This is a genomic window from Streptomyces niveus, assembly GCF_001723055.1.
GTDB classification, from domain to species: Bacteria; Actinomycetota; Actinomycetes; order Streptomycetales; family Streptomycetaceae; genus Streptomyces; species Streptomyces niveus.
This window is the reverse complement of record NZ_MDCR01000125.1, coordinates 1-23,040: the sequence shown is the minus strand read 5'-3', so window position 1 is coordinate 23,040 and position 23,040 is coordinate 1. Positions and strand designations below refer to the sequence as shown.

The following is a 23,040-nucleotide window of genomic DNA, read 5'->3' as shown; positions in this document are numbered from 1 at the left end:
GGGGAGAGAAAGGCATGACAGCGAACACGCTCGTACCGCGGCGCAAGCGGGCCGCCACCGTCGAGGTCGCCCGCCCGCGGACCCTGATCTCACCGGCCCAACTGGGCAGATCCCGCGGCAGGACGCTCTACTGGATCGTCTTCGCCCTGGTGGTCGTCGTCTTCACCCTGGTCTTCCTCGGGCCGCTCTACTGGATGGTCACCGGCGGACTCAAGACCACGCAGGAAGTGGTGCAGAGCCCCCCGACGGCCTTCCCCACCTCGCTGCATCCGGAGAACTACGAGCAGGCCTGGAAGGTCATGGACCTGGCCAAGCTGCTCTTCAACACCCTGTACTACGCGTTCGGCGCGCTCGCCTTCCAGCTGATCTTCGACGTGGCCGCCGCGTACTCGCTCTCCAAACTGCGGCCCGTCTTCGGCAAGGCCATCCTCGGCCTGATGCTGATGACGCTGATGATCCCGGCGACCGTCCTCGTCGTACCGCAGTACCTGACGGTGCTCGACGTACCGATCTTCGAACGGAATCTGCTCAACTCGCCCTGGGCGATCTGGCTGCCGTCGGTCACCAACGCCTTCAACATCTTCCTGCTCAAGAGATTCTTCGACTCGATCCCCCGGGAGCTGCTGGACGCGGCGGCCATCGACGGGGCGTCGGCGACGCGCACCCTGAGATCCGTGGTGCTGCCGATCTCCCGGCCGATCCTCGGAGTCGTGTCGATCTTCGCGGTCGTGGGCGTCTGGAAGGACTTCCTCTGGCCGATGCTGACCCTGCCCGACCCGAGCAAACAGACGCTGAACGTGGGCATCTACTCGCTCGCCAGCGGTGTACCGGAGAACGTCCTGATCGCCGCGCTCACCATCGCGTCGGTCCCGACGCTGCTCATCTTCCTGCTCTTCCAGCGCAACATCATGAGCGGTCTGACCGCGGGCGGCCTGAAGGGCTGATCGTCCTCTCCGCCCCCGTCCGATCAACTCCCCAAGCGCTCCGCCGCCGGCTCACCCATCCAGCGCCCCGTCGACCGGGGGCCGGCGGCGGAGTCCCCACCTGCCCGAAAGGACCGTCACGTGGCAGCCAACCAGCCGGCCGAGGCCACCGTCGAATGGTGGCGCGACGCCGCCATCTACCAGGTCTATGTACGCAGCTTCGCCGACGGCGACGGCGACGGCACCGGCGATCTCGCCGGCGTGCGGTCCAGGCTGCCGTATCTCGTGGAACTGGGCGTGGAAGCGCTGTGGTTCACCCCCTGGTATCTCTCGCCGCTCGCCGACGGCGGATACGACGTGGCCGACTACCGCACCATCGACCCGGCCTTCGGCACCCTCGCCGAGGCCGAGAAACTGATCGCCGAGGCCCGTGAACTGGGCATCCGTACGATCGTCGACGTCGTGCCCAACCATGTCTCCGACCAGCACGTCTGGTTCAAGGCGGCCCTGGCGGCCGGACCGGGCAGCCCCGAGCGCGAGCTGTTCCACTTCCGTCAGGGACGCGGCACGGACGGCGAACTCCCCCCGAACAACTGGGTGTCCGAGTTCGGCGGCGTCCCCTGGACCCGGCTGGACGACGGCGACTGGTATCTGCACCTGTTCGCCACCGGACAGCCCGACCTCAACTGGGCCCACCCGGCGGTCCGCCGCGAGCACGAGGACGTGCTGCGCTTCTGGTTCGACCGGGGCGTGGCGGGCGTACGCATCGACTCGGCCGTCCTGCCCGCCAAGGACCCCGCCCTGCCCGACTTCACGCCGGGCACCGACCCCCACCCCTTCGTGGACCGCGACGAACTCCATGACATCTACCGCTCCTGGCGCGCCATCGCCGACGAGTACGGCGGCATCTTCGTCGGTGAGGTCTGGCTGCCCGACGCCGAGCGCTTCGCCCGCTATCTGCGCCCCGACGAACTGCACACCGCCTTCAACCTCGGCTTCATGTCCTGCCCCTGGGACGCGGACCTGCTGCGGGCATCCGTCGACGACACGCTCGCCGAGCACGCGCCGGTCGGCGCCCCCGCCACCTGGGTGCTCGCCAACCACGACGTCACCCGCACCGTGACCCGGTACGGCCGCGAGGACACCGGCTTCGACTTCGCCGCCAAGACCTTCGGGACCCCGACCGACCTGGAGCTGGGCACCAGACGGGCGCGCGCCGCCGCGCTGCTCTCGCTGGCGCTGCCCGGAGCCGTGTACGTCTACCAGGGCGAGGAACTGGGCCTGCCCGAGGCCGACATCCCCCGTGAGCGCATCGAGGACCCGATGCACTTCCGGTCCGGCGGTACGGATCCGGGCCGGGACGGGTGCCGCGTACCGCTGCCCTGGACGGCCGACGCGCCGTACGCCGGCTTCGGCGGGGACACCGAACCGTGGCTGCCGCAGCCGGAGTCCTGGGCGAAGTACGCCGCGGACCTCCAGACCGGCGATCCGGACTCGATGCTCAGCCTCTACCGGGAGGCGCTGCGGCTGCGCCGTACGGAGCCCGGATTCGCCGTGGTCCGGGCGTCGGGGGAGGCGGCCGAGGCGCCGCTGACCTGGCTGCCGTCCGGTCCCGGCGTACTGTCCTTCGCCCGTCACGACGGCCTGATCTGCGTCGTCAACCTCGCCGGGCCCCCCACGGAGCTGCCCGGTCACACCAGCGTTCTGCTCACCAGCGGCCCCCTGGACGACGAGGGGAGGCTGCCGCAGGACACCGCGGCCTGGCTGCGGAGCTGACCCCGCGGCCGAACCGCCCGCCCCGAGCCCCCGGAGCAGGCCGGACCCGTCACTCGGGTGCGCCTGCCCGCTCCTATCCTGGAGCGGGCAGGCGCACGGTCCTGCCCGGCCGCGGGAAAGGGAGCACGGACTTGAACCCGAGCACGACCGGCAGGCAGATTCCGGTGGTCGTCCTCACGGGCTTCCTCGGCTCGGGCAAGACGACCCTGCTCAACCACCTTCTGCGGCGGCGGGCCGGCAACCGTATCGCCGTCGTCGTCAACGACTTCGGCGCCGTCGAGATCGACGCCATGACCGTCGCCGGCCAGGTCGGCTCCACGGTCTCCCTCGGCAACGGCTGTCTGTGCTGCGCCGTCGACGCGAGCGAACTCGACGGCTATCTGGAGCGGCTCAGTCGCCCCGCCGCGCGGATCGACCTCATCGTCATCGAGGCGAGCGGCCTCGCCGAGCCGCAGGAACTTGTCCGGATGATCCTCACCGGCGACAATCCGCGCACGGTGTACGGAGGGCTCGTCCAGGTCGTGGACGCGGCCGAGTTCGACGCCACCCGCGACCGGCACCCCGAGACCGACCGGCACCTCGCCATCGCCGACCTCGTCGTCCTGAACAAGACCGACCGCGTGACACCCGCCGAACACGAACGCGTCCTCGGCGTGATCGGGACGCTCGGCCCCGGAGCGGCGGTGGTCTCCGCGTCGTACGGGCGGATCGACCCCGGCCTGCTCTTCGACCCGGCCGCGCGGCCCGCCGAGGACGAGAAGATCCGCCAGCTCTCGTTCGAGGACCTCAGGGCCGACGAGGGCGAAGACCACACGGGAGAGGACGCGGGGGAGCACGCCGGGGAGCACGCGCACCACCCGCACACCGGGTACGAGAGCGTGTCGTACGACGAACCCGCCGCCATGGACCCGCGCCGGCTCATGGCCTTCCTCGACTCGCGGCCCGAAGGGCTCTACCGGGTCAAGGGCTTCGTGGACTTCGGCGCCGCCGACCCCGGCAACCGCTACGCCGTACACGCCGTCGGCCGCTTCCTGCGCTTCTACCCCGAGCCCTGGCCACGCGGCACCGAGCGCCGCACCCAGCTCGTCCTCATCGGCTCCGGCATCGACCGCGACGCCCTGGCGAAGGAACTGACGGTCTGCGCCGTCACCGGGACCGAGGCGGCGACGGCGCCGGACGAGTCCGCCATGTGGGGCGTCCTGCGCTACGTACGGTCCGAGCCGGCGGCCGAGGAGGCCGCCGGCCCCGCCTGAGCGGCGAACTCGTACGTCAGCTCGCCGGACCGGCCAGTACGGCGACGACCGACGGCGGCGGCGTACCCGAACCGTCCCTGCGCGGATCCGGCTCCGGCAGCTTCGCCGGCGACCCGTTCTTCAGCGCGGCCCGCGCCGGGGCAGCGCCCGCCCAGGCGAAGATCAGCAGATCCTCGCCCTTGAGGAACCGCTGGCAGCGCACCCCGCCGGTGGCCCGCCCCTTGCGCGGATACTGGTCGAACGGCGTCAGCTTCGCCGTCGTCTCCGAGTCGTCCAGCGTGCCGTGCGAGCCCGCGACCGTGTAGACCACCCCGTCGCCCGCCGGGTCGACGGCCGTGAAGGAGATCACCGAGGCGCCCTCGGTCAGTTTGATGCCCGCCATGCCTCCGGCGGGCCGGCCCTGCGGCCTGACCTGCGCGGCCTGGTAGCGCAGCAGTTGGGCGTCGGAGGTGATGAAGACCAGGTCCTCCTCGCCCGTACGCAGCTCGGCCGCGCCCACCACCCGGTCGCCCTCCTTGAGGGTGATGACCTCCAACTCGTCCTTGTTGGACGGGTAGTCGGGGACGACCCGCTTGACGACTCCCTGGAGGGTGCCCAGCGCCAGGCCCGGCGACGACTCGTCCAGCGTCGTCAGCGTGACCAGCACCTCGTCGGGCTCCAGCGTCAGGAACTCCGCGAGCGGCGCCCCGCCCGCCAGATTCGGCGCCGAGGCCGTGTCGGGCAGCTGCGGCAGGTCGATGACGGAGATCCGCAGCAGCCGTCCCGCCGAGGTGACCGCGCCGACCTCGCCGCGCGCCGTCGCCGGCACGGCCGAGACGATCACGTCGTGCTTGACCCGCTTGCCGTCGCCGCTGCCCAGCGGCCCGCCGTTGGCGGTACGCGCCAGCAGCCCGGTGGAGGACAGCAGCACCCGGCACGGGTCGTCGGCCACCTCCAGCGGCACCGCCGCGATCGGCGAACTGCCCGACTCCAGCAGCACCGTGCGCCGGTCCGTGCCGAACTTCTTCGCCACCGTGGCCAGTTCGGCGGAGACGAGCTTGCGCAGCTCGGCGTCCGACTCCAGGATCCCGGTCAGCTCGTCGATCTCCCCGTTGAGCCGGTCGCGCTCGCCCTCCAGCTCGATCCGGTCGAACCGGGTGAGCCGGCGCAGCGGCGTGTCCAGGATGTACTGCGTCTGGATGTCGCTCAGCGAGAAGCGCTCGATCAACCGCTCCTTGGCCTGCGCCGAGTTGTCGCTCGACCGGATGAGGCGGATGACCTCGTCGATGTCGATGAGCGCGACGAGCAGCCCCTCGACCAGGTGCAGCCGGTCGCGCCGCTTGGTCCTGCGGAACTCGCTGCGCCGGCGCACCACCGTGAACCGGTGGTCGAGATAGACCTCCAGCAGCTCCTTCAGCCCCAGCGTCAGCGGCTGACCGTCCACCAGCGCCACGTTGTTGATGCCGAAGGTCTCCTCCATCGGCGTCAGCTTGTACAGCTGTTCCAGCACCGCCTCGGGGACGAAACCGTTCTTGATCTCGATGACCAGACGCAGCCCGTGCGCCCGGTCCGTGAGGTCCTTGACGTCGGCGATGCCCATCAGCTTCTTCGCCGAGACCAGGTCCTTGATCTTGGCGATCACCTTCTCCGGGCCGACGGTGAAGGGCAGTTCGGTGACGACGAGGCCCTTGCGGCGGGCGGTGACGTCCTCCACGGTGACCGTGGCGCGGATCTTGAACGTCCCGCGCCCGTTCTCGTACGCGTCCCTGATGCCCTGGAGGCCCACGATCCGGCCACCCGTGGGCAGATCGGGCCCCGGCACGTACCGCATCAGCGTGTCCAGGTCGGCGCCCGGGTGCTTGATCAGATGCCGGGCGGCGGCGATGACCTCGCCCAGATTGTGCGGCGCCATGTTCGTCGCCATGCCGACGGCGATCCCGGAGGCACCGTTGACCAGCAGATTCGGGTACGCGGCGGGCAGCGTGACCGGTTCTTGCTCCTGGCCGTCGTAATTCGACTGGAAATCGACGGTGTCCTCGTCGATCGACTCCGTCATCAGTGACGTGGCGTCAGCCATCCGGCACTCCGTGTACCGCATCGCGGCCGGCGGGTCGTCGTTGCCGAGGGAGCCGAAGTTGCCGTGCCCGTCGACCAGCGGCAGCCGCATCGAGAAGGGCTGCGCCATCCGGACGAGGGCGTCGTAGATCGACGCGTCCCCGTGCGGGTGCAATTTACCCATCACCTCGCCGACGACGCGGGCGCACTTCACATAGCCGCGGTCGGGGCGTAGGCCCATCTCGTTCATCTGGTACACGATGCGGCGGTGCACCGGCTTCATGCCGTCCCGGGCGTCGGGCAGGGCACGGGAGTAGATCACCGAGTACGCGTACTCAAGGAAGGAGCCCTGCATTTCATCGACCACGTCGATGTCGAGGATCTTCTCCTCGAAGTCCTCCGGCGGCGGGGTCTTCGTGCTGCGGCGGGCCATCGCTGCTGCGGCTCCTTCACAGGTCTGTGCGGTTCTGGACGGACAACGTGCGGACAACTTGAGGAACTGACGCGGACCATTGTGGACCGCCGCACCGACAACGCGGACCTCGACCCGTCGTTGAACGGCCCGGGGCGCCGTTTCGGGAGCCGGGCGCACGCCCGTGGCGAGTCCTCGCCGCGTCGTGCGGCACGGGAACTTCGCCAGGCGTCGGCACGCTTGCATACAGTGGCAGGACTTCTCCAAATCGCGATCGAAGGGACGTACATGCCCATGGGTCACACGGCCACAGCGCAGGCCGGTTCCGGCGGCCTGACAGCGACCGAGCACCGGCTCGCCAACGGACTGCGCGTGGTGCTCTCCGAGGACCACCTGACCCCGGTCGCCGCGGTCTGCCTCTGGTACGACGTCGGCTCACGCCACGAGGTCAAGGGCCGTACGGGGCTCGCCCACCTCTTCGAGCACCTGATGTTCCAGGGCTCGAAGCAGGTCAAGGGCAACGGTCACTTCGAACTGGTGCAGGGCGCCGGCGGCTCGCTCAACGGCACCACCAGCTTCGAGCGCACCAACTACTTCGAGACCATGCCCACCCACCAGCTGGAGCTCGCCCTCTGGCTGGAGGCCGACCGGATGGGCTCGCTGCTCTCCTCCCTGGACGACGAGGGGATGGAGAATCAGCGCGACGTCGTGAAGAACGAGCGCCGCCAGCGTTATGACAACGTGCCCTACGGCACCGCGTTCGAGCGCCTGACCGCGCTCTCGTACCCCGAGGGCCACCCGTACCACCACACCCCGATCGGCTCGATGGCCGACCTGGACGCGGCGACCCTCGACGACGCGCGGCAGTTCTTCCGTACGTACTACGCGCCGAACAACGCGGTGCTCTCCGTCGTCGGCGACATCGACCCCGAGCAGACGCTCGCCTGGGTCGAGAAGTACTTCGGCTCGATCCCCGGCCACGACGGCAAGCAGCCGCCGCGCGACGGCTCGCTGCCCGACACCATCGGCGGCCAGCTCCGCGAGGAGATCCACGAGGACGTCCCGGCGCGCGCGCTGATGGCCGCCTACCGGCTGCCGCAGGACGGCACCCGCGAGGCCGACGCCGCCGACCTGGCGCTCACCGTCCTCGGCGGCGGCGAGTCCTCCCGTCTCCACAACCGCCTGGTGCGCCACGACCGTACGGCCGTCGCCGCCGGATTCGGGCTGCTGCGCCTGGCCGGCGCCCCCTCGCTCGGCTGGCTGGACGTCAAGACGTCCGGCGGCGTCGAGGTGCCGCAGATCGAGGCAGCGGTCGACGAGGAGCTGGCCCGGTTCGCGGCCGACGGCCCCACGGCCGAGGAAATGGAGCGCGCCCAGGCCCAGTTGGAGCGCGAATGGCTCGACCGGCTCGGCACGGTCGCGGGCCGCGCGGACGAACTGTGCCGGTACGCGGTGCTGTTCGGCGACCCGCAGCTGGCGCTGACCGCCGTCCAGCGGGTGCTGGACGTCACGGCCGACGAGGTGCGCGAGGTGGCCGCGGCCCGGCTGCGCCCCGACAACAGGGCGGTGCTGGTCTACGAGCCGACGACCGCCGACGACGAGGACGCCGCCGACGAGATCACCGACGAGCACGAGGGGGCGGACAAGTGACCGACGCTGCCGTGACCATGTCCATGGAGTTCCACCCGCAGCCGACGGCCGGCGAGGCCAGGCCCTGGGCGTTCCCCGCGCCCGAGCGCGGCGCGCTGCCCAACGGCCTGACGGTGCTGCGCTGCCACCGCCCCGGCCAGCAGGTGGTGGCCGTCGAGATCTCGCTCGCCGCCCCGCTGGAGGCCGAGCCCGAGGGCCTGGACGGTGTGGCCACGATCATGGCCCGCGCGCTGTCCGAGGGCACCGACAAGCACAGCGCCGAGGAGTTCGCCGCCGAGCTGGAGCGCTGCGGCGCCACGCTCGACGCGCACGCCGACCACCCCGGCGTCCGGGTCTCCCTGGAGGTCCCGGTCTCCCGGCTGCGCAAGGCGCTCGGCCTGCTCGCCGACGCCCTGCGCGCGCCGCTGTTCTCGGACAGCGAGGTCGGCCGGCTCGTCACGAACCGGCTGGACGAGATCCCGCACGAGCAGGCCAACCCGGCCCGCCGCGCGGCCAAGCAGCTCTCCAAGGAGCTGTTCCCGGCCACCTCCCGCATGTCGCGCCCGCGCCAGGGCACCGAGGAGACCGTCGGACGCATCGACGCCAAGGGTGTCCGCGCCTTCTACGACGCGCATGTCCGCCCCGCCACCGCCACCGCGGTGATCGTCGGCGACCTCACCGGCGTGGACGTCGACGCCCTGCTCGCCGAGACCCTCGGCGACTGGACGGGCGACACCTCCGAGCCGCGCCCCGTGCCGCCGGTCACCGCCGACGACACCGGCCGGGTGGTGATCGTCGACCGGCCCGGAGCCGTCCAGACCCAGCTCCTGATCGGCCGGGTCGGCCCCGACCGGCACGACCGCGTCTGGCCGGCCCAGGTGCTCGGCACGTACTGCCTGGGCGGCACGCTCACCTCCCGGCTCGACCGGGTGCTGCGCGAGGAGAAGGGCTACACGTACGGCGTGCGGGCCTTCGCGCAGGTGCTGCGCTCCGACCCGAACGGCACGGGCGCCTCCATGCTCGCCATCAGCGGCTCCGTCGACACCGAGTCGACCGGGCCCGCGCTGGACGACCTGTGGAAGGTGCTGCGTACGCTCGCGGCGGAGGGGCTGACGGACGCCGAGCGTGAGACGGCCGTGCAGAATCTGGTCGGCGTCGCGCCGCTGAAGTACGAGACGGCCGCGTCCGTCGCGGACACCCTCGCCGACCAGGTCGAGCAGCACCTCCCCGACGACTTCCAGGCGCGGCTGTACGAGCGGCTGGCCGAGACGGGCACGGTCGAGTCGACGGCCGCCGTCGTCAGCGCCTTCCCGGGCGACCGGCTGGTCACGGTGCTCGTCGGGGACGCGTCGGTGATCAGGGAGCCCGTCGAGGCCCTGAACATCGGCGAGGTGAAGGTCGTCACCGGCTGACACGACGCGCCGCGGCACGGACAAAGGGAACCCCGGTGACGAACCAGTCACCGGGGTTCCCCGCTATGTCCGTATTCAGGAGGAGGTTGCCTGAATGCGCTGTGGCATGCGCGACAAAACGGCCTGTCCGTTTGGTGATTGAAAGATGACCCCTTTAGCGTCGGTCCGGCTGTTCGCCAGAGCCCGCCGCGACCGCGGCACCGGACAGCCATCGCCGAGTCCCCGTCAGGCGCGAGCCTGGGGAGCCGGGGACCCAGTTTCGTGTCCCTGGGGTGAATCGGGAGCCTTCGCGTGATCCGCGGAGGAACCCGTAGGAGACCTTCCTGCTCCGAACCCGTCAGCTAACCCGGTAGGCGAGAAGGAAGGAAAGGACCAGCCACTTCATGGCGTTCACCCGTGCCACCGGGAAGCACCGTGCCCGGAGCCGAATGACGCGCCGGGGCGCGAACATGGCCAAAGTCGCGACTCTCACCGCCGCCGGTGTCATCGGCACCCTCGGATCCCCGGCCCTCGCCGCCGACGCGGAGGCGGCCGTCGCCCAGGACGCGGCCCCCGCCGCCGCCACGGACCCTGTCATCGTCATCGACGGCTCGCTCGCCGCGACGATCGACGCCCAGGCCGACGCGCAGCACCTGGCCGCCCGTAAGGCGGAAGCGGAGGCCAAGGCCGAGGCGAAGCGCAAGGCGGAGGCGAAGCGCAAGGCCGAGGCCCGCGCGAAGGAGGCTCGCGAGGCCGAGGAGCGCGCGGCACGGGCCGCGGAGCGTAAGCGCCTCGCCTCCTTCCAACTCCCGGTCGCCGGCTCCCCGGTCACCACCGGCTACCGGACCGGCGGCGCGCTCTGGTCCTCCGGCAGCCACTCCGGCGTCGACTTCCGCGCGGCGTCCGGCACATCGGTCGTGGCGGTCGGCGCGGGCACGGTCGTCGAGGCCGGCTGGGGCGGCGCGTACGGCAACAACGTCGTGATCCGTATGAACGACGGCACGTTCACCCAGTACGGACACCTCTCCTCGATCGGCGTCTCCGTCGGCCAGAGCGTCACTCCGGGCGCCCGGATCGGCCTCTCCGGCTCGACGGGCAACTCGACCGGCCCGCACCTGCACTTCGAGGCGCGCACGACCGCGGAGTACGGCTCCGACATCGACCCGGTCGCGTACCTGCGCGCGCACGGGGTGGGTGTCTGATTCCGTCCCGCGTACGTACGACGAAGGCCCCGGCGTCCTGCCGGGGCCTTCGTCGTACGTCTGTGCGGTCGAGACGGTTCAGACGGTCTCGGGAAGCTCGTCCAGGCCCTCGGCGACCAGCTTCGCCAGCCGGTCCAGCGCGACCTCGGCGCCGTCCGCGTCGGAGAACAGGACGATCTCGTCGCCGCCCTGCGCGCCAAGACCCAGCACGGCGAGCATCGACGCCGCGTTGACCGGGCTGCCGTCCGCCTTGGCGATGGTGACCGGAACGCCGGAGGCCGTGGCGGCACGGACGAAGATGGAGGCGGGACGGGCGTGCAGGCCCTCGGCCCAGCCGACGTTGACGCGGCGCTCAGCCATGGTGTTGCCCTTCAAAGTCACAGTTGTTGTCTAGACCAGTGTCTCATGTGCCCCGTAACGGACCGGTGCGGCACCCCCCAGCCTGCCCCGGCCGGGAAGCCGACGCTACCGGTGTGCGCGCCGTAGGCTCTCCCCATGACGCCGCCGTCACAGCACGCGTACCCCGCTCACTGGGAAGCAGACGTGGTCCTTCGCGACGGGGGCACCGCCCGCGTACGCCCCATCACCACCGACGACGCCGAGCGGCTGGTCAGCTTCTACGAACAGGTCTCGGACGAGTCGAAGTACTACCGCTTCTTCGCGCCCTACCCCCGGCTCTCCGACAAGGACGTCTACCGCTTCACCCACCACGACTACGTGGACCGGGTGGGCCTCGCGGTCACCGTCGGCGGCGAGTTCGTCGCCACCGTCCGCTACGACCGCATCGACGCCCGGGGCATGCCCGCGTCGGCGCCGGCCGACGAGGCGGAGGTCGCGTTCCTCGTCCAGGACGCGCACCAGGGGCGCGGGATCGCCTCCGCGCTCCTCGAACACATCGCCGCGGTGGCGCGCGAGCGCGGGATCCGGCGCTTCGCCGCCGAGGTGCTGCCCGCCAACAACAAGATGATCAAGGTGTTCCGGGACGCCGGGTTCACCCAGAAACGCAACTTCGAGGACGGCTCGGTCCGGCTCGTACTCGACCTCGAACCGACCGCCGAGTCCCTCGCCGTGCAGCGGGGCCGCGAGCAGCGCGCCGAGGCGCGCTCGGTGCAGCGGCTCCTCGGCCCGTCGTCCGTGGCCGTCGTCGGCGCGGGGCGTACGGCGGGCGGGGTGGGGCGCGCCGTCCTGCGCAACCTCCTGGACGGCGGCTTCACGGGCCGCGTGTACGCGGTGAACCTCGCCCTGCCCCCGGACCTCGCCGAGATCGACGGAGTGCCGGCCGTCCGCTCCCTCGCGGAGATCCGGGAACCCGTCGACCTCGCGATCGTCGCTGTCCCGGCCGAGCGGGTGCCCGACGTCGTCGCCGACTGCGGCGAGCACGGCGTCCAGGGCCTGGTCGTCCTGTCCGCCGGATACGCCGAGAGCGGGCCCGCCGGGCGGGAGCGGCAGCGCGAACTGGTGCGCCAGGCGCGGTCGTACGGGATGCGGGTCATCGGCCCCAACGCGTTCGGCGTCATCAACACCTCGCCGGCGGTCCGGCTGAACGCCTCACTCGCGCCCGAGCCGCCCGACCGGGGGCGGATCGGCCTCTTCACCCAGTCGGGCGCGATCGGCATCGCGCTCCTCGCGGGACTGGTACGGCGCGGCGCCGGCCTGTCCACGTTCATCTCGGCGGGCAACCGGGCGGACGTCTCGGGCAACGACTTCCTCCAGTACTGGCACGACGACCCGGACACCGACGTCGTGCTGCTGTACCTCGAATCGATCGGCAACCCGCGGAAGTTCACGCGCCTGGCACGGCGTACGGGGGCGATCAAACCGGTCGTCGTCGCGAGGGGCGCGCGGCACAGCGGCAGCGCGCCGCCGGGACACGCGGTGCCGGTCACCCGCATCCCGGACGCGACGGTCTCGGCGCTGCTCAGCCAGGCGGGGGTGATCCGCGCGGACACCGTCACGGAACTGGTGGACGCGGGCCTCCTGCTCTCGACCCAGCCCCTCCCGGCGGGCCCGCACGTGGCGATCCTCGGCAACTCCGAGTCGCTCGGCCTCCTCACGTACGACGCCTGCCTGACGGAGGGCCTGCGCCCACTGCCCCCGCTCGACCTGACGACGTCGGCCCGCCCGGAGGACTTCCGCACGGCACTGGCGACGGCCCTGGCGGACCCCGGCTGCGACGCGGTCGTCGTCACGGCGATCCCCTGGGTCGGCGAGAACGGCACGACGGAATCGGGCGACGGCGAGGTCCTGGCGACGGCACTGCGCGACGCGGCGTCGACGTCCCCGGCGAAGCCGGTAGTGGTGGTCCACGTCGAAATCGGCGGCCTGGCGAAGGCGCTCTCAGCAGCGACGACAACGGCCCCTGGCCGGGGCCCGGTATCGGGCCCCGGCCGGGGGCCCGCGGCCGTGCAGGGCGTCGGCAAGCACGGCTCGGCCGACGACGCCGAAGGTGTGCTCGGTGGTGGGTCCGCGCCGTCCGCGGCGGGTGTCAGCAGCGGGGGATCGGGAGCGGGTGACGCCCGGCCCGTGCCCGTGCGCGGCTCCGCCGAGGAGCCGCCCCCGCCGTCGGCCGACGGTGCCGCCGCGCGCGCCGCGGGGCCCGCCCCCGGCCGGATCCCCGCCTACCCCGCCGCCGAGCGGGCCGTGCGGGCGATTGGGCAGGCCGTCAGTTATGCGCAGTGGCGGCGGCAGGCCGCCGAGCTCGGGAAGGTGCCCGAGTACGACGACATCGACGAGAGCGGGGCCGCCGGGGTCATCGAGCGGCTGCTCGGTGCCGCGTCGCCCGATCCGCGGGGGGTCGGCCTCGGGGACGACGACACACGTGAGCTGCTCGGGCGGTACGGGATCGCCGTACGGCCCACCCTGCCCGCGCCCGGAGCCGACCGCGCCGTCGAAGCCGCGGCGCGGCTCGGGTACCCCGTCGCGCTCAAGACCACCGCGCCGCACCTGCGGCACCGGGCCGACCTCGGCGGCGTACGGCTCGACCTCGCCGACGAGGCCCAGGTGCGGACCGCGTACCGCGAGCTGACCGATCTGCTCGGCGCGCCCGCCGAGCTGCTGCCCGTCGTCCAGGCGATGGCACCGCGCGGGGTGGACACCGTCGTGCGCGCCGCCATCGACCCGGCGGCCGGCGCCGTACTGTCGTTCGGACTGGCCGGCGTGGCCTCCGAACTGCTCGGCGACCTGGCGCACCGCCTCGTCCCCGTCACCGACCGCGAGGCTGCCGAACTGCTCCGCTCCATCCGCACCGCGCCCCTCCTCTTCGGCTGGCGCGGCTCCGCGCCCGTCGACACCGCCGCCCTCGAAGAGCTGCTGCTGAGGGTGTCCCGGCTCGTCGACGACCACCCGGAGATCGTCTCCGTCGCACTCGAACCGGTGGTGGTCGCCGCGCGCGGCCTGTCCGTGCTCGGCGCCAGCGTCCGGCTCGCCCCGCCGCCGTCCCGCGACGACCTCGGCCCCCGCCGCCTGCCCAGCTACTGACCGGGGTACCGGGGTCCGTACGGTCCTGGCCATACATCGCGCCACCGTAGGATGGTGTCCATGGCGAAGACCGGTACGACGACCCAGGGGCTGCGCACGGCGATCGAGCGCAGTGGCTACTACCCGGCTCTCGTGGCCGAGGCGGTGGAGGCCGCTGTCGGTGGCGAGCCGATCGCCTCGTACCTGGTCCATCAGGAGACGACGTTCGACTCCAACGAGGTCCGCCGGCACGTCACCGTGCTCGTCCTCACCGCCCGCCGCTTCATCGTCAGCCACACCGACGAGCAGGCCGCCGACACCAGTTCGCCGACGCCGTACGCCACCACCTCCACCGAGTCCGTCAAGCTGGACCGGATCTCGTCCGTCGTCGTCAGCCGCGTCGTGGCGAACCCCGAGTCGTACACTCCCGGCACCCTGCCCCGTGAGGTCGTCCTGACCATCGGCTGGGGCGCCGTCGCCCGCATCGATCTGGAGCCCGCCGCCTGCGGCGACCCCAACTGCGAGGCCGACCACGGCTACACCGGCAACTCCACCGCCGACGACCTCAGCCTGCGCGTCAGCGAGGCGGGTGACGGGCCCGACACCGTACGACAGACGCTCGTCTTCGCCCAGTCGCTCTCGGAAGCCACCACGGCCGCCCCGTCGTCCACCGGCCGTTGATGGCCGCCGGCCGCACCGCCCCGCCCGCCGACTGGCACGACCCGGTCCCGCTCGCCCTGGACACCGCGCCCGTCCCCGAGTACGGCGGCGGCTCCCTCGCCGACCTGCTGCCCACCCTCGTCACGGGCCAGGGCGTCACCGTCCCGGGCGCCGTGATCCCCGAACTCACCCCCGCCGACCGCAACTGCGTCTTCCTCATCGACGGCCTCGGCTGGCAGCAGATCAAGGACCACCCCGACGAGGCCCCGTATCTGACGTCGCTGCTGGGCAGTTCACGCGGCGGCACCGGCCGGCCGATCACCGTCGGTTTCCCCGCCACCACCGCGACCTCCCTCGCCTCCTTCGGTACGGGCCTGCCGCCGTGTGCCCACGGCCTGCCCGGCTACACCGTGCGCGACCCCGCGACCGGCGCCCTGATGAACCAGCTCCGCTGGCGCCCCTGGACCGACCCGCACGTCTGGCAGCCGCACCCCACGGTCTTCCAACTCGCCGACGCCGCCGGGATCCACACCGCCCAGGTGTCGTCCCCCGTCTTCGAACGCACCCCGCTCACCGACATCGCGCTCAGCGGCGGCACCTTCCACGGCCGTCTCTCCGGCGAGGAGCGGATGGATCTCGCCGCCGCCCAACTGGCCGCGGGGGACAGGTCGCTGGTCTACACGTACTACAGCGAGGTCGACGGCAAGGGCCACAAGTTCGGCATGGACTCCGACGCCTGGCGCGGCCAGCTCATGTACGTGGACCGGCTCGCCCAGCGCCTCGCCGAGCAACTGCCGCCACGCTCCGCCCTGTACATCACCGCCGACCACGGCATGATCGACATCCCCTTCGACGAGGAGTCGCGCATCGACTTCGACGAGGACTGGGAACTGCGCGCCGGCGTCGCCCTGCTCGGCGGCGAGGGCCGCGCCCGCCACGTGTACGCCGTCCCGGGCGCCGAGGCGGACGTCCTCACCGTCTGGCGCGAGGTGCTGGGGGACCGGTTCTGGGTCGCGAGCCGTGACGAGGCCGTCGCGGCGGGCTGGTTCGGCCCGCCCGGCGGTATCGAGGAGCGGGTGTACGGCCGGATCGGCGACGTCGTCGCCGCCGCCCACGACGACGCGGTCATCACCGCCTCCGTCCACGAGCCGCGCGAGTCCGCGATGGTCGGGATGCACGGCTCCATGACCCCCGTCGAGCAGTTGGTCCCGCTCCTCGAAGTACGCTCGTAGCCGCCCGCCCCGGGTCACACCCGGCGGCACCCGCACCCCGCCGTCATTGAAAGGCCGCCACTTCCTCATGCCCGAGCTCGTGTTCTTCTCCGGAACGATGGACTGCGGAAAGAGCACCCTGGCTCTTCAGATCGAGCACAACCGCTCGGCCCGGGGACTTCTCGGCATGATCTTCACGCGCGACGACCGCGCGGGCGAGGGCAAGCTCTCCTCCCGGCTCGGCCTGGTGACCGACGCCGTCGAGGCGGCCGAGGGCTTCGACTTCTACGCGTACATAGTCGACCGCCTTTCCCAGGGCGGCCGTTGCGACTACGTCATCGCCGACGAGGCGCAGTTCCTCGCCCCCGAGCAGGTCGACCAGCTCGCCCGGATCGTGGACGACCTCGACCTGGACGTCTTCGCGTTCGGCATCACCACCGACTTCCGCACCAGACTCTTCCCCGGCTCGCGGCGGCTGGTGGAACTCGCCGACCGCGTCGAGGTCCTCCAGGTCGAGGCGCTGTGCTGGTGCGGCGCGCGCGCCACGCACAACGCCCGTTCCGTCGGCGGGGTGATGGTCGTCGAGGGCGCGCAGGTCGTCGTCGGCGACGTGCACCACTCGCAGGACGAGGTCGGCTACGAGGTGCTGTGCCGGCGCCACCACCGGCGCCGGATGACGGCGGCCACCGCGAGGGCCGCCGCGCTGTCGCCGGACGTCCTGCCGGTCGCCTCCGACTGAAGGCCGGCACGGTCGACCTACGCCGACCGCCGCCCCGAATCCGCGCCGGCCCGGCGGGAGCACCCGCGGACCGAGCCGGGCGACCTGATCGCCGACCGGTCCACGCCCCGGGAGTTCGGCGGGGCGATGGTGGGCGTGGAGCTCCCCGTGGCGCGGTGATCCCATACTCCGGCCCGGAACACGGCAACACGGTTTGACCTGAAGGTTGGTTGAGGTTCTACGGTCCTGTCATGAGTATGGAGTCCACAGCCTGGACGCAGTTGCACAACGTCATGAACGCCCGCTCCGAGCGCAGGCCGTTCGCCCGCGCCACCCTACGGAAGATCGCCGGCTTCGCCCGGCCGCACCGCCGCCGCATCATCCAGTTCGTCCTGCTCGGCGTCGCCACCGCGCTGCTCGCGGTGGCGACCCCCGTCCTCGCGGGCCGCGTCGTCAACGCGATCGTGTCCGGCGGCGACGAGCGGGTGGTGGTCCGGCTCGCCCTGCTCATCGCGCTCATCGCCCTCGCCGAAGCCGGCCTCGGCCTCCTCGCCCGCAGGCTCTCCGCCACCCTCGGCGAGGGGCTGATCCTGGACCTGCGGATCGCGGTCTTCGACCACGTCCAGCGCATGCCCGTCGCCTTCTTCACCCGTACCCGTACGGGAGCCCTGGTCAGCCGGCTCAACAACGACGTGATCGGCGCGCAGCGCGCCTTCAGCAACACGCTCTCCGGTGTCGTCAGCAATGTGGTGACACTGCTGCTGACCCTCACGGTGATGCTCACACTCTCCTGGAGCGTCACGCTCCTCGCACTCGTCCTGCTGCCCGTGTTCGTGATCCCCGCCCGCCGGATGGGTACGCGAATGGGGAGGCTTCAGCGGGAGGCGGCCGACCTCAACGCCGCGATGGGCAACCGGATGACCGAGCGGTTCTCGGCGCCGGGCGCGACCCTGATCAAGCTGTTCGGGCGGCCTGACGACGAGTCCGCGGAGTTCGCGGCGCGGGCCCGCAGAGTACGGGACATCGGGGTCCGTACGGCCATGGCGCAGTCCACGTTCATCACCGCCCTGACACTCGTCTCCGCCCTCGCCCTGGCGCTCGTCTACGGGCTCGGCGGCTCCTACGCCCTGCGCGGCAGCCTCGACCCCGGCTCGGTGGTCGCGCTCTCCCTGCTGCTCGTCCGCCTCTACGCGCCGCTGACCGCGCTCGCCGGCGCGCGCGTCGAGGTCATGAGCGCCCTCGTCAGCTTCGAGCGGGTCTTCGAGATCCTCGCGCTCAAGCCCCTCATCGCGGAACGGCCCGACGCGCGGCCGGTTCCCGACGGGCCCGTCTCCGTCGAGTTCGACGCCGTACGCTTCGGATACCCCTCCGCCGACAAGGTCTCCCTGGCCTCCCTGGAAGAGGTCGCCTCGCTCGACACCCGGGGCGGCGCCGAGGTGCTCCACGGCATCTCGTTCCGCGCCGAGCCCGGCCGGACGGTCGCCCTCGTGGGCTCGTCCGGCGCGGGCAAGTCGACCATCGCGCAACTGCTCCCACGGCTCTACGACGCCGACGCGGGCACCGTCCGTATCGGCGGCGTCGACGTACGCGACCTGTCCGCCCAGTCCCTCCGCGCCACGCTCGGCATGGTCACCCAGGACGGTCATCTCTTCCACGAGTCCGTACGCGCGAACCTGCTGCTCGCCCGGCCCGGCGCCACCGACGACGAACTGTGGGACGTCCTGCGCCGGGCCCGCCTCAGCGATCTCGTCCGGTCCCTGCCCGACGGGCTCGACACCGTCGTCGGCGAGCGCGGCTACCGGCTCTCCGGCGGCGAACGCCAGCGCATGACCATCGCCCGGCTGCTGCTCGCACGTCAGCGTGTCGTGATCCTCGACGAGGCGACCGCGCATCTCGACAACACCTCCGAGGCCGCGGTCCAGGCGGCGCTCGCCGAAGCTCTGGAAGGCCGTACCGCCGTCGTGATCGCGCACCGGCTCTCCACCGTACGGGCCGCTGATCTGATCCTCGTGGTCGAGGACGGCCGGATCGTGGAACGGGGCACACACGACGAACTTCTCGTGACGGAGGGGCGCTACGCGGAGCTGTACCGCACGCAGTTCGTGGGCGCGGAAGCGGAGTCCGGTGTCGCGAGCGACCAGGATCCGGGCGAACTCGCGCCCGCGGCCGGGTAGTTCCGTCGGCAGGCGGGGCGGTGGTGCCGCGTTCCCGAGTACGGGTGCCGGGCCGGCGGCTCAGCGAGCCGCCGACCGCACCACGCTGAACACCGCGCCCTCCGGGTCCGCCAGGGTCGCCACCCGCCCCGCCGCCGTCTCCCACGGCGGCTCGATCACATGCCCGCCCAACTCGACGGCGCGCCGCGCCGTCGCGTCCGGGTCGCCCACCGCGAAGTACGTCATCCAGTGCGACGCCCGGATCGGGCCCAGCCCCTCGCCCACCCCGTGCAGCGTCGCCACCGCCCGCCCGTCGAGGCGCAGCGTCACCACGTCCTCGCCGCTCTCGTCGGTGGCCTCCAGGTCGTAGCCGAAGACCGACCGGTAGAACGTGCTCACCCACGCGGCCTCGCGGGTCACCAACTCGTTCCAGACCGGCGTCCCGTGCGGCCCCGCCACCGCCGTGCCGGTGTGCGCCCGCGCCTGCCAGATCCCGAAGAGCGCGCCGGCCGGGTCCGACGCCATGGCCAGGCGCCCCTCCTCGCCCGCGTCCAGCGGCCCCACCCCGACGGTGCCGCCGCAGCCCCTGATCGCCTCGGCCGTCGCGTCCGCGTCGTCCGTGGCGAGATACGTCGTCCACGCCAGCGGCATCCGTCTCCCCGGCGCCAGTTCACCGATCCCGGCGACCTCCTTGCCGTCGAGCACGGCACGCACGTACGGGCCGAACTGCTGGGCTCCCGGCACCGTGACGAACGTCCAGCCGAACAGCGCTCCGTAGAACTCCCGCGTCGTGCCGAGGCTGTGCACCATCAGACTCACCCAGCATGGAGTGCCGGGCCTGCGCCGGATCGGTGCCTCAGTCATCGTCTCTCTTTCCTCAACCGTTCGCGGACGGCCGTGATAGGGGGCGGCCGTGAACGGGACGGCCGGCGCGGGACAGGCCGCATGCCTCGAAACGGCGCGGCCGGGTGCCCGAGCAGATGGTTCCACTCCTCGCCGCGCCCCGCGCCCCGGCCGCGCCGCTTTTGGCGTGATCCAGCAACAGGATGACCGTTTTGACGGGGACGTGACGCCGCCCGGTCCGCCGCGCCGGTCCGGAGCCGAACGGCCTTGCCGGTACGCGAGGATGGCACGCATGACAGTCATCATCTCCGCGTCCGAACTCGCCGACCGGCTGGCCGGACCCCGGCCGCCCGTCCTGCTCGACGTCCGCTACGTCCCCGGCGCCCCGCCCGGCCGCCCGGAGTACGAGGCCGCCCATCTGCCCGGCGCCGTCTTCGTCGACCTCGAAGCGGAACTGGCCGGCCCGCCCGGCGCCGGTGGCCGTCATCCGCTGCCCGACGTCGCCGTGTTCGGCGCGGCGATGCGCCGCGCGGGCGTCTCGGCCGGCACGCCCGTCGTCGTGTACGACGCCGGACTCGGCTGGGCCGCGGCCCGCGCCTGGTGGATGCTGCGCTGGGCCGGTCACCGGGACGTACGGGTGCTGGACGGCGGACTCGTGTGCTGGGGCGGCCCGTTGACCACCGAGATCCCCGCGCCGGAGGCGGGCGACTTCACCCCCGTACCGGATTCACTGCCGCTGCTCGACGCCGACGGCGCCGCCGCCCTGGCCCGCGAAGGGCTGCTGCTCGACGCGCGGGCGGCCGAGCGTTACCGGGGTGACGTCGAACCGCTGGACCGCGTCGGCGGCCACATTCCGGGCGCGGTCTCGGCGCCCACGGCCGAGAACGTCGGCGTCGACGGCCGCTTCCTGCCGGCCGAGACGCTCGCCGCCCGGTTCAAGGCCCTGGGTGCGACGGCGGACGGCACCGGCCCCGAGGTCGGTGTCTACTGCGGCTCCGGGGTGTCGGCGGCGCACCAGTTGGTGGCGCTGGAGATCGCGGGCATTCCGGCCGCGCTGTACGCCGGGTCCTGGTCGCACTGGACGGCGGACCCCGAGCGTCCTGTGGCGACGGGCCCGGACCCGAGCTGACGCGGGTGAGGTCATGAACCGGGGCCGTACGCGCGTGTCGCGTACGGTCCCGGCCTCACACCTGCCGAACTCAGTCCTGTTTCTTGCGACGCGTACCGAAGACGATCTCGTCCCAGCTCGGCACGGCGGCCCGGCGGCCCGGCCGTACGCCGTCGGCCTCCGCCTGACGGTCCGTCGTACCGGTCAGCCGGTCCCGGTGGCCCGCCACCGAACGCGGCATCAGCACATCCGCGTACGCGGACCCCGCGCCCGCCGACGCGGCCGGCGCCACCGGCTCCTCCTCGTCGTCCACCTGACCGGGCTCGATGGCCGGCGGCTCGGGCTGCGAAGGCCGCTCCGGCACCACCATGTCGCCGCGGAAGCTCGGCACCGCCTCCAGCAGGCTGGTCAGGGTGTCGCGCTCGCTGGTGTCCTCGTCCGGGTCCGGCGCGGCGGGCCGCTCCATCTGCCGTTCCAGCGCGCGGTCGAGCGGCCGTTCACGATCCCTCGGCAGCCGCGCGATGCGCGGTACGAACGGAAAGCTCGGCTCCTTCGTGCCGACGGCGAGCGAGTCGTCCGTCTCCCCGATCAGCGAGCGCGCCTCGTCGTCGACGGCCTGTACGAGCCGCCGGGGCGGGTCGTACGTCCAGCTCGCCGAGTGCGGTTCGCCCGCGACCCGGTAGACGAGCAGGACTTCCCAGGTGCCGTCGTCGCGGCGCCACGAGTCCCACTGCGCGGTCTCCTTCTCGGCGCCGCGCATGAGCAGCCGCTCGTTCACCGCCTCGCCCAGCTGGGGACCGGTGTTCTCGCCGGGGCGGCGTACCGCCGTCTTCCTGGCGCGCTCGGCCATGAAGGCACGCTCGGCCAGCACGGGACCCTCGAAGCGGCGCACCCGGTCGACCGGGATCCCGGCCATCTGGGCGACCTCCTCGGCGGAGGCTCCGGACCGTATCCGCGCCTGGATGTCACGGGGCCTGAGGTGGCTCTCCACCTCGATCTCGATCTGGCCGAGGCGGGCACGGTCGTTGCGTACGGCCGCGCGCAGCCGCTCGTCGATGGGGAGCGTGTACTCCGTGCTGTCGGCAGCCTTGAGCACCAGTCGTGTGCCGTCGTTGGAGACGGCCACGACACGCAGTTCGGGCATGGGGACCTCCCGGGTGGTGCCTGCCGACGTCACGTGCGTCGCTGCTTCCGCTAGTCGAGTGTGACCTGCCCGGGTGCAGCCTGCCACAACCTTGCCGAGTTGCCCGGCGTGTCGGGCATGGGCCCTGGAACGCCGTCATGACACGGTTGCCTGTTTGCGACGCAGAGTGACAGACCTGGTCACGTTACGTAACAGACGCCCGTGCGGTGCCATCGCGCCGCCGGATCGAGTGCCACTTCGGCCCCCTCCCGTAGACCCGGACACCTGTGAGGGAGTCCGGCCCCAGGGCTCGCCACAGTACTCCATTCGGGCCATCGGGGTGGACTGCCACGCCACCGAAGTTCTCCGTGGGTACGGCAGTTGATGGGGTGTCCGTATCCCTCGCCCGTGTCCCAATTCACACAATCTCCCGAAGCGGAACTATCCGGTTCGCTCAAATGTCCCTTCTTGGTGCACGGTGGCACAGATGGGCAAGCAGAGGTCGGAGATGGATCAGAGGCAGAATCCGGGCATACGGACCGGCGCGGAGGGCGGGACCCAGCGGCTCGAACTGAGCGTGCCGCAGGTCGCGGGCAGCGCGGTCGCCGCCGTCGCGGCGGCGGTGTTCGCCTCGAAGCTCGGCGTGTACGGGACGATCATCGGCGCCGGCGTGGTGAGCGTGATCGCCACCTGCGGGGGCACGGTCTTCCAGCATCTGTTCCGCCGCACCGGCGACCAGATCCGCGAGGTCTCGGTCCAGGTGAAGCCGAGGCCGCGCCAGGTGTACGACTCCGAACCGGCCGCGCCCGCCGCGCCCGCCCCGTCGCCCCAGGAGCCGCCCGCCCAGGACGAGTTCGGGGGAGCCACCACGTACGGCACGCGGGTACGCGGCTGGAAGCGCTCCGTCGTCGCGGCGGCGATCGTCTTCGCCGTGGCGATGCTCGGCATCACCGGCTACGAACTGGCCGCCGGCCAGGACCTGAGCGGCGGCAAGGGGACGACCTTCGGCTCCGTCGTACGCGGCGGGGACACCGGCCGGGACTCCTCGCCCGACGGGCCGGCCCGGCCGGGAGTGGGCGATTCGTCACCCTCCGGCGACGGCACGGACCAGGGCACCACCCCGGACCCCGGCGGCACCGGCACCACCC

Annotated in this window: 17 protein-coding genes and 1 riboswitch; of the genes, 13 read left to right on the top strand and 4 right to left on the bottom strand. The window is 72.2% G+C overall.

The features are described 5' to 3' along the window. Positions 1-14 precede the first annotated feature (14 nt). From BHU15_RS16275 to BHU15_RS16265, 3 genes are all read left to right on the top strand, one after another. Positions 15-944 (top strand): carbohydrate ABC transporter permease, encoded by a 930-nt coding sequence (locus tag BHU15_RS16275; RefSeq protein WP_023538172.1) that lies wholly within the window; start codon positions 15-17, stop codon positions 942-944. A gap of 120 nt (positions 945-1,064) precedes the next feature. Further along, positions 1,065-2,699 carry a glycoside hydrolase family 13 protein gene (locus BHU15_RS16270; protein ID WP_069627851.1) on the top strand — a complete coding sequence of 545 codons (1,635 nt, stop codon included), beginning with the start codon at positions 1,065-1,067 and terminating at the stop codon, positions 2,697-2,699. A gap of 131 nt (positions 2,700-2,830) precedes the next feature. Next, positions 2,831-3,952, top strand: coding sequence for a CobW family GTP-binding protein (locus BHU15_RS16265; RefSeq protein WP_069627850.1), 1,122 nt, complete (start codon positions 2,831-2,833; stop codon positions 3,950-3,952). A gap of 16 nt (positions 3,953-3,968) precedes the next feature. Here BHU15_RS16265 and BHU15_RS16260 read toward each other — a convergent pair whose 3' ends face one another. After that, the gene (locus BHU15_RS16260; protein ID WP_069627849.1) at positions 3,969-6,419 is read right to left on the bottom strand and encodes a DNA gyrase/topoisomerase IV subunit A; all 2,451 of its coding nucleotides are present in this window, start codon (positions 6,417-6,419) and stop codon (positions 3,969-3,971) included. Between the two features lie 267 nt (positions 6,420-6,686). Between BHU15_RS16260 and BHU15_RS16255 the strand changes: the two genes are divergently transcribed. The 3 genes from BHU15_RS16255 to BHU15_RS16245 all read left to right on the top strand — a co-directional run bounded on the left by BHU15_RS16255 (position 6,687) and on the right by BHU15_RS16245 (position 10,620). Next, entirely contained in the window at positions 6,687-8,048 is a 1,362-nt protein-coding gene (locus BHU15_RS16255; protein WP_079128178.1) for a M16 family metallopeptidase, read from the top strand. 23 nt (positions 8,049-8,071) lie between these two features. Beyond that, positions 8,072-9,439 (top strand): M16 family metallopeptidase, encoded by a 1,368-nt coding sequence (locus BHU15_RS16250; protein WP_031229306.1) that lies wholly within the window; start codon positions 8,072-8,074, stop codon positions 9,437-9,439. 202 nt (positions 9,440-9,641) lie between these two features. After that, a riboswitch (cyclic di-AMP (ydaO/yuaA leader) is annotated at positions 9,642-9,810 on the top strand. A 12-nt stretch (positions 9,811-9,822) separates the two neighbouring features. Next, complete coding sequence (locus tag BHU15_RS16245; RefSeq protein ID WP_069627847.1) at positions 9,823-10,620, top strand: M23 family metallopeptidase; 798 nt, start codon at positions 9,823-9,825, stop codon at positions 10,618-10,620. 78 nt (positions 10,621-10,698) lie between these two features. Here the strand turns inward: BHU15_RS16245 and BHU15_RS16240 are convergent, their stop codons facing one another. After that, positions 10,699-10,980, bottom strand: a complete 282-nt coding sequence (locus tag BHU15_RS16240; protein WP_031229305.1) for an HPr family phosphocarrier protein — start codon at positions 10,978-10,980, stop codon at positions 10,699-10,701. A gap of 135 nt (positions 10,981-11,115) precedes the next feature. On the opposite strand from BHU15_RS16240, the gene BHU15_RS16235 reads away from it, so the two are divergent. From BHU15_RS16235 to BHU15_RS16215, 5 genes are all read left to right on the top strand, one after another. Next, positions 11,116-14,097 (top strand): bifunctional acetate--CoA ligase family protein/GNAT family N-acetyltransferase, encoded by a 2,982-nt coding sequence (locus BHU15_RS16235; RefSeq protein ID WP_079128177.1) that lies wholly within the window; start codon positions 11,116-11,118, stop codon positions 14,095-14,097. A 60-nt stretch (positions 14,098-14,157) separates the two neighbouring features. Continuing rightward, positions 14,158-14,757: a DUF5998 family protein gene (locus BHU15_RS16230; RefSeq protein WP_069627845.1), complete on the top strand. Its 600-nt coding sequence runs from the start codon at positions 14,158-14,160 to the stop codon at positions 14,755-14,757. Beyond that, positions 14,757-15,968, top strand: a complete 1,212-nt coding sequence (locus BHU15_RS16225) for an alkaline phosphatase family protein (RefSeq protein ID WP_069627844.1) — start codon at positions 14,757-14,759, stop codon at positions 15,966-15,968. The genes BHU15_RS16230 and BHU15_RS16225 overlap by 1 nt, the downstream gene beginning before the upstream one ends. 67 nt (positions 15,969-16,035) lie before the next feature. Then, positions 16,036-16,686, top strand: coding sequence for a thymidine kinase (locus BHU15_RS16220; protein ID WP_023538161.1), 651 nt, complete (start codon positions 16,036-16,038; stop codon positions 16,684-16,686). 230 nt (positions 16,687-16,916) lie between these two features. Further along, entirely contained in the window at positions 16,917-18,839 is a 1,923-nt protein-coding gene (locus tag BHU15_RS16215) for an ABC transporter ATP-binding protein (RefSeq protein ID WP_079128176.1), read from the top strand. A gap of 60 nt (positions 18,840-18,899) precedes the next feature. On the opposite strand, the gene BHU15_RS16210 is transcribed toward BHU15_RS16215, so the two are convergent. After that, positions 18,900-19,682, bottom strand: coding sequence for a VOC family protein (locus BHU15_RS16210; RefSeq protein ID WP_079128175.1), 783 nt, complete (start codon positions 19,680-19,682; stop codon positions 18,900-18,902). 271 nt (positions 19,683-19,953) lie between these two features. Between BHU15_RS16210 and BHU15_RS16205 the strand changes: the two genes are divergently transcribed. Beyond that, a complete protein-coding gene (locus BHU15_RS16205; RefSeq protein WP_069627841.1) occupies positions 19,954-20,790 on the top strand; it encodes a sulfurtransferase in 837 nt (278 codons plus the stop codon). Between the two features lie 70 nt (positions 20,791-20,860). Here BHU15_RS16205 and sepH read toward each other — a convergent pair whose 3' ends face one another. Beyond that, positions 20,861-21,913 (bottom strand): septation protein SepH, encoded by a 1,053-nt coding sequence (sepH, locus tag BHU15_RS16200; RefSeq protein ID WP_069627840.1) that lies wholly within the window; start codon positions 21,911-21,913, stop codon positions 20,861-20,863. A 487-nt stretch (positions 21,914-22,400) separates the two neighbouring features. Between sepH and BHU15_RS16195 the strand changes: the two genes are divergently transcribed. Next, the coding region (locus tag BHU15_RS16195; RefSeq protein WP_141726830.1) for a hypothetical protein at positions 22,401-23,040 on the top strand (640 nt) is incomplete at its 3' end.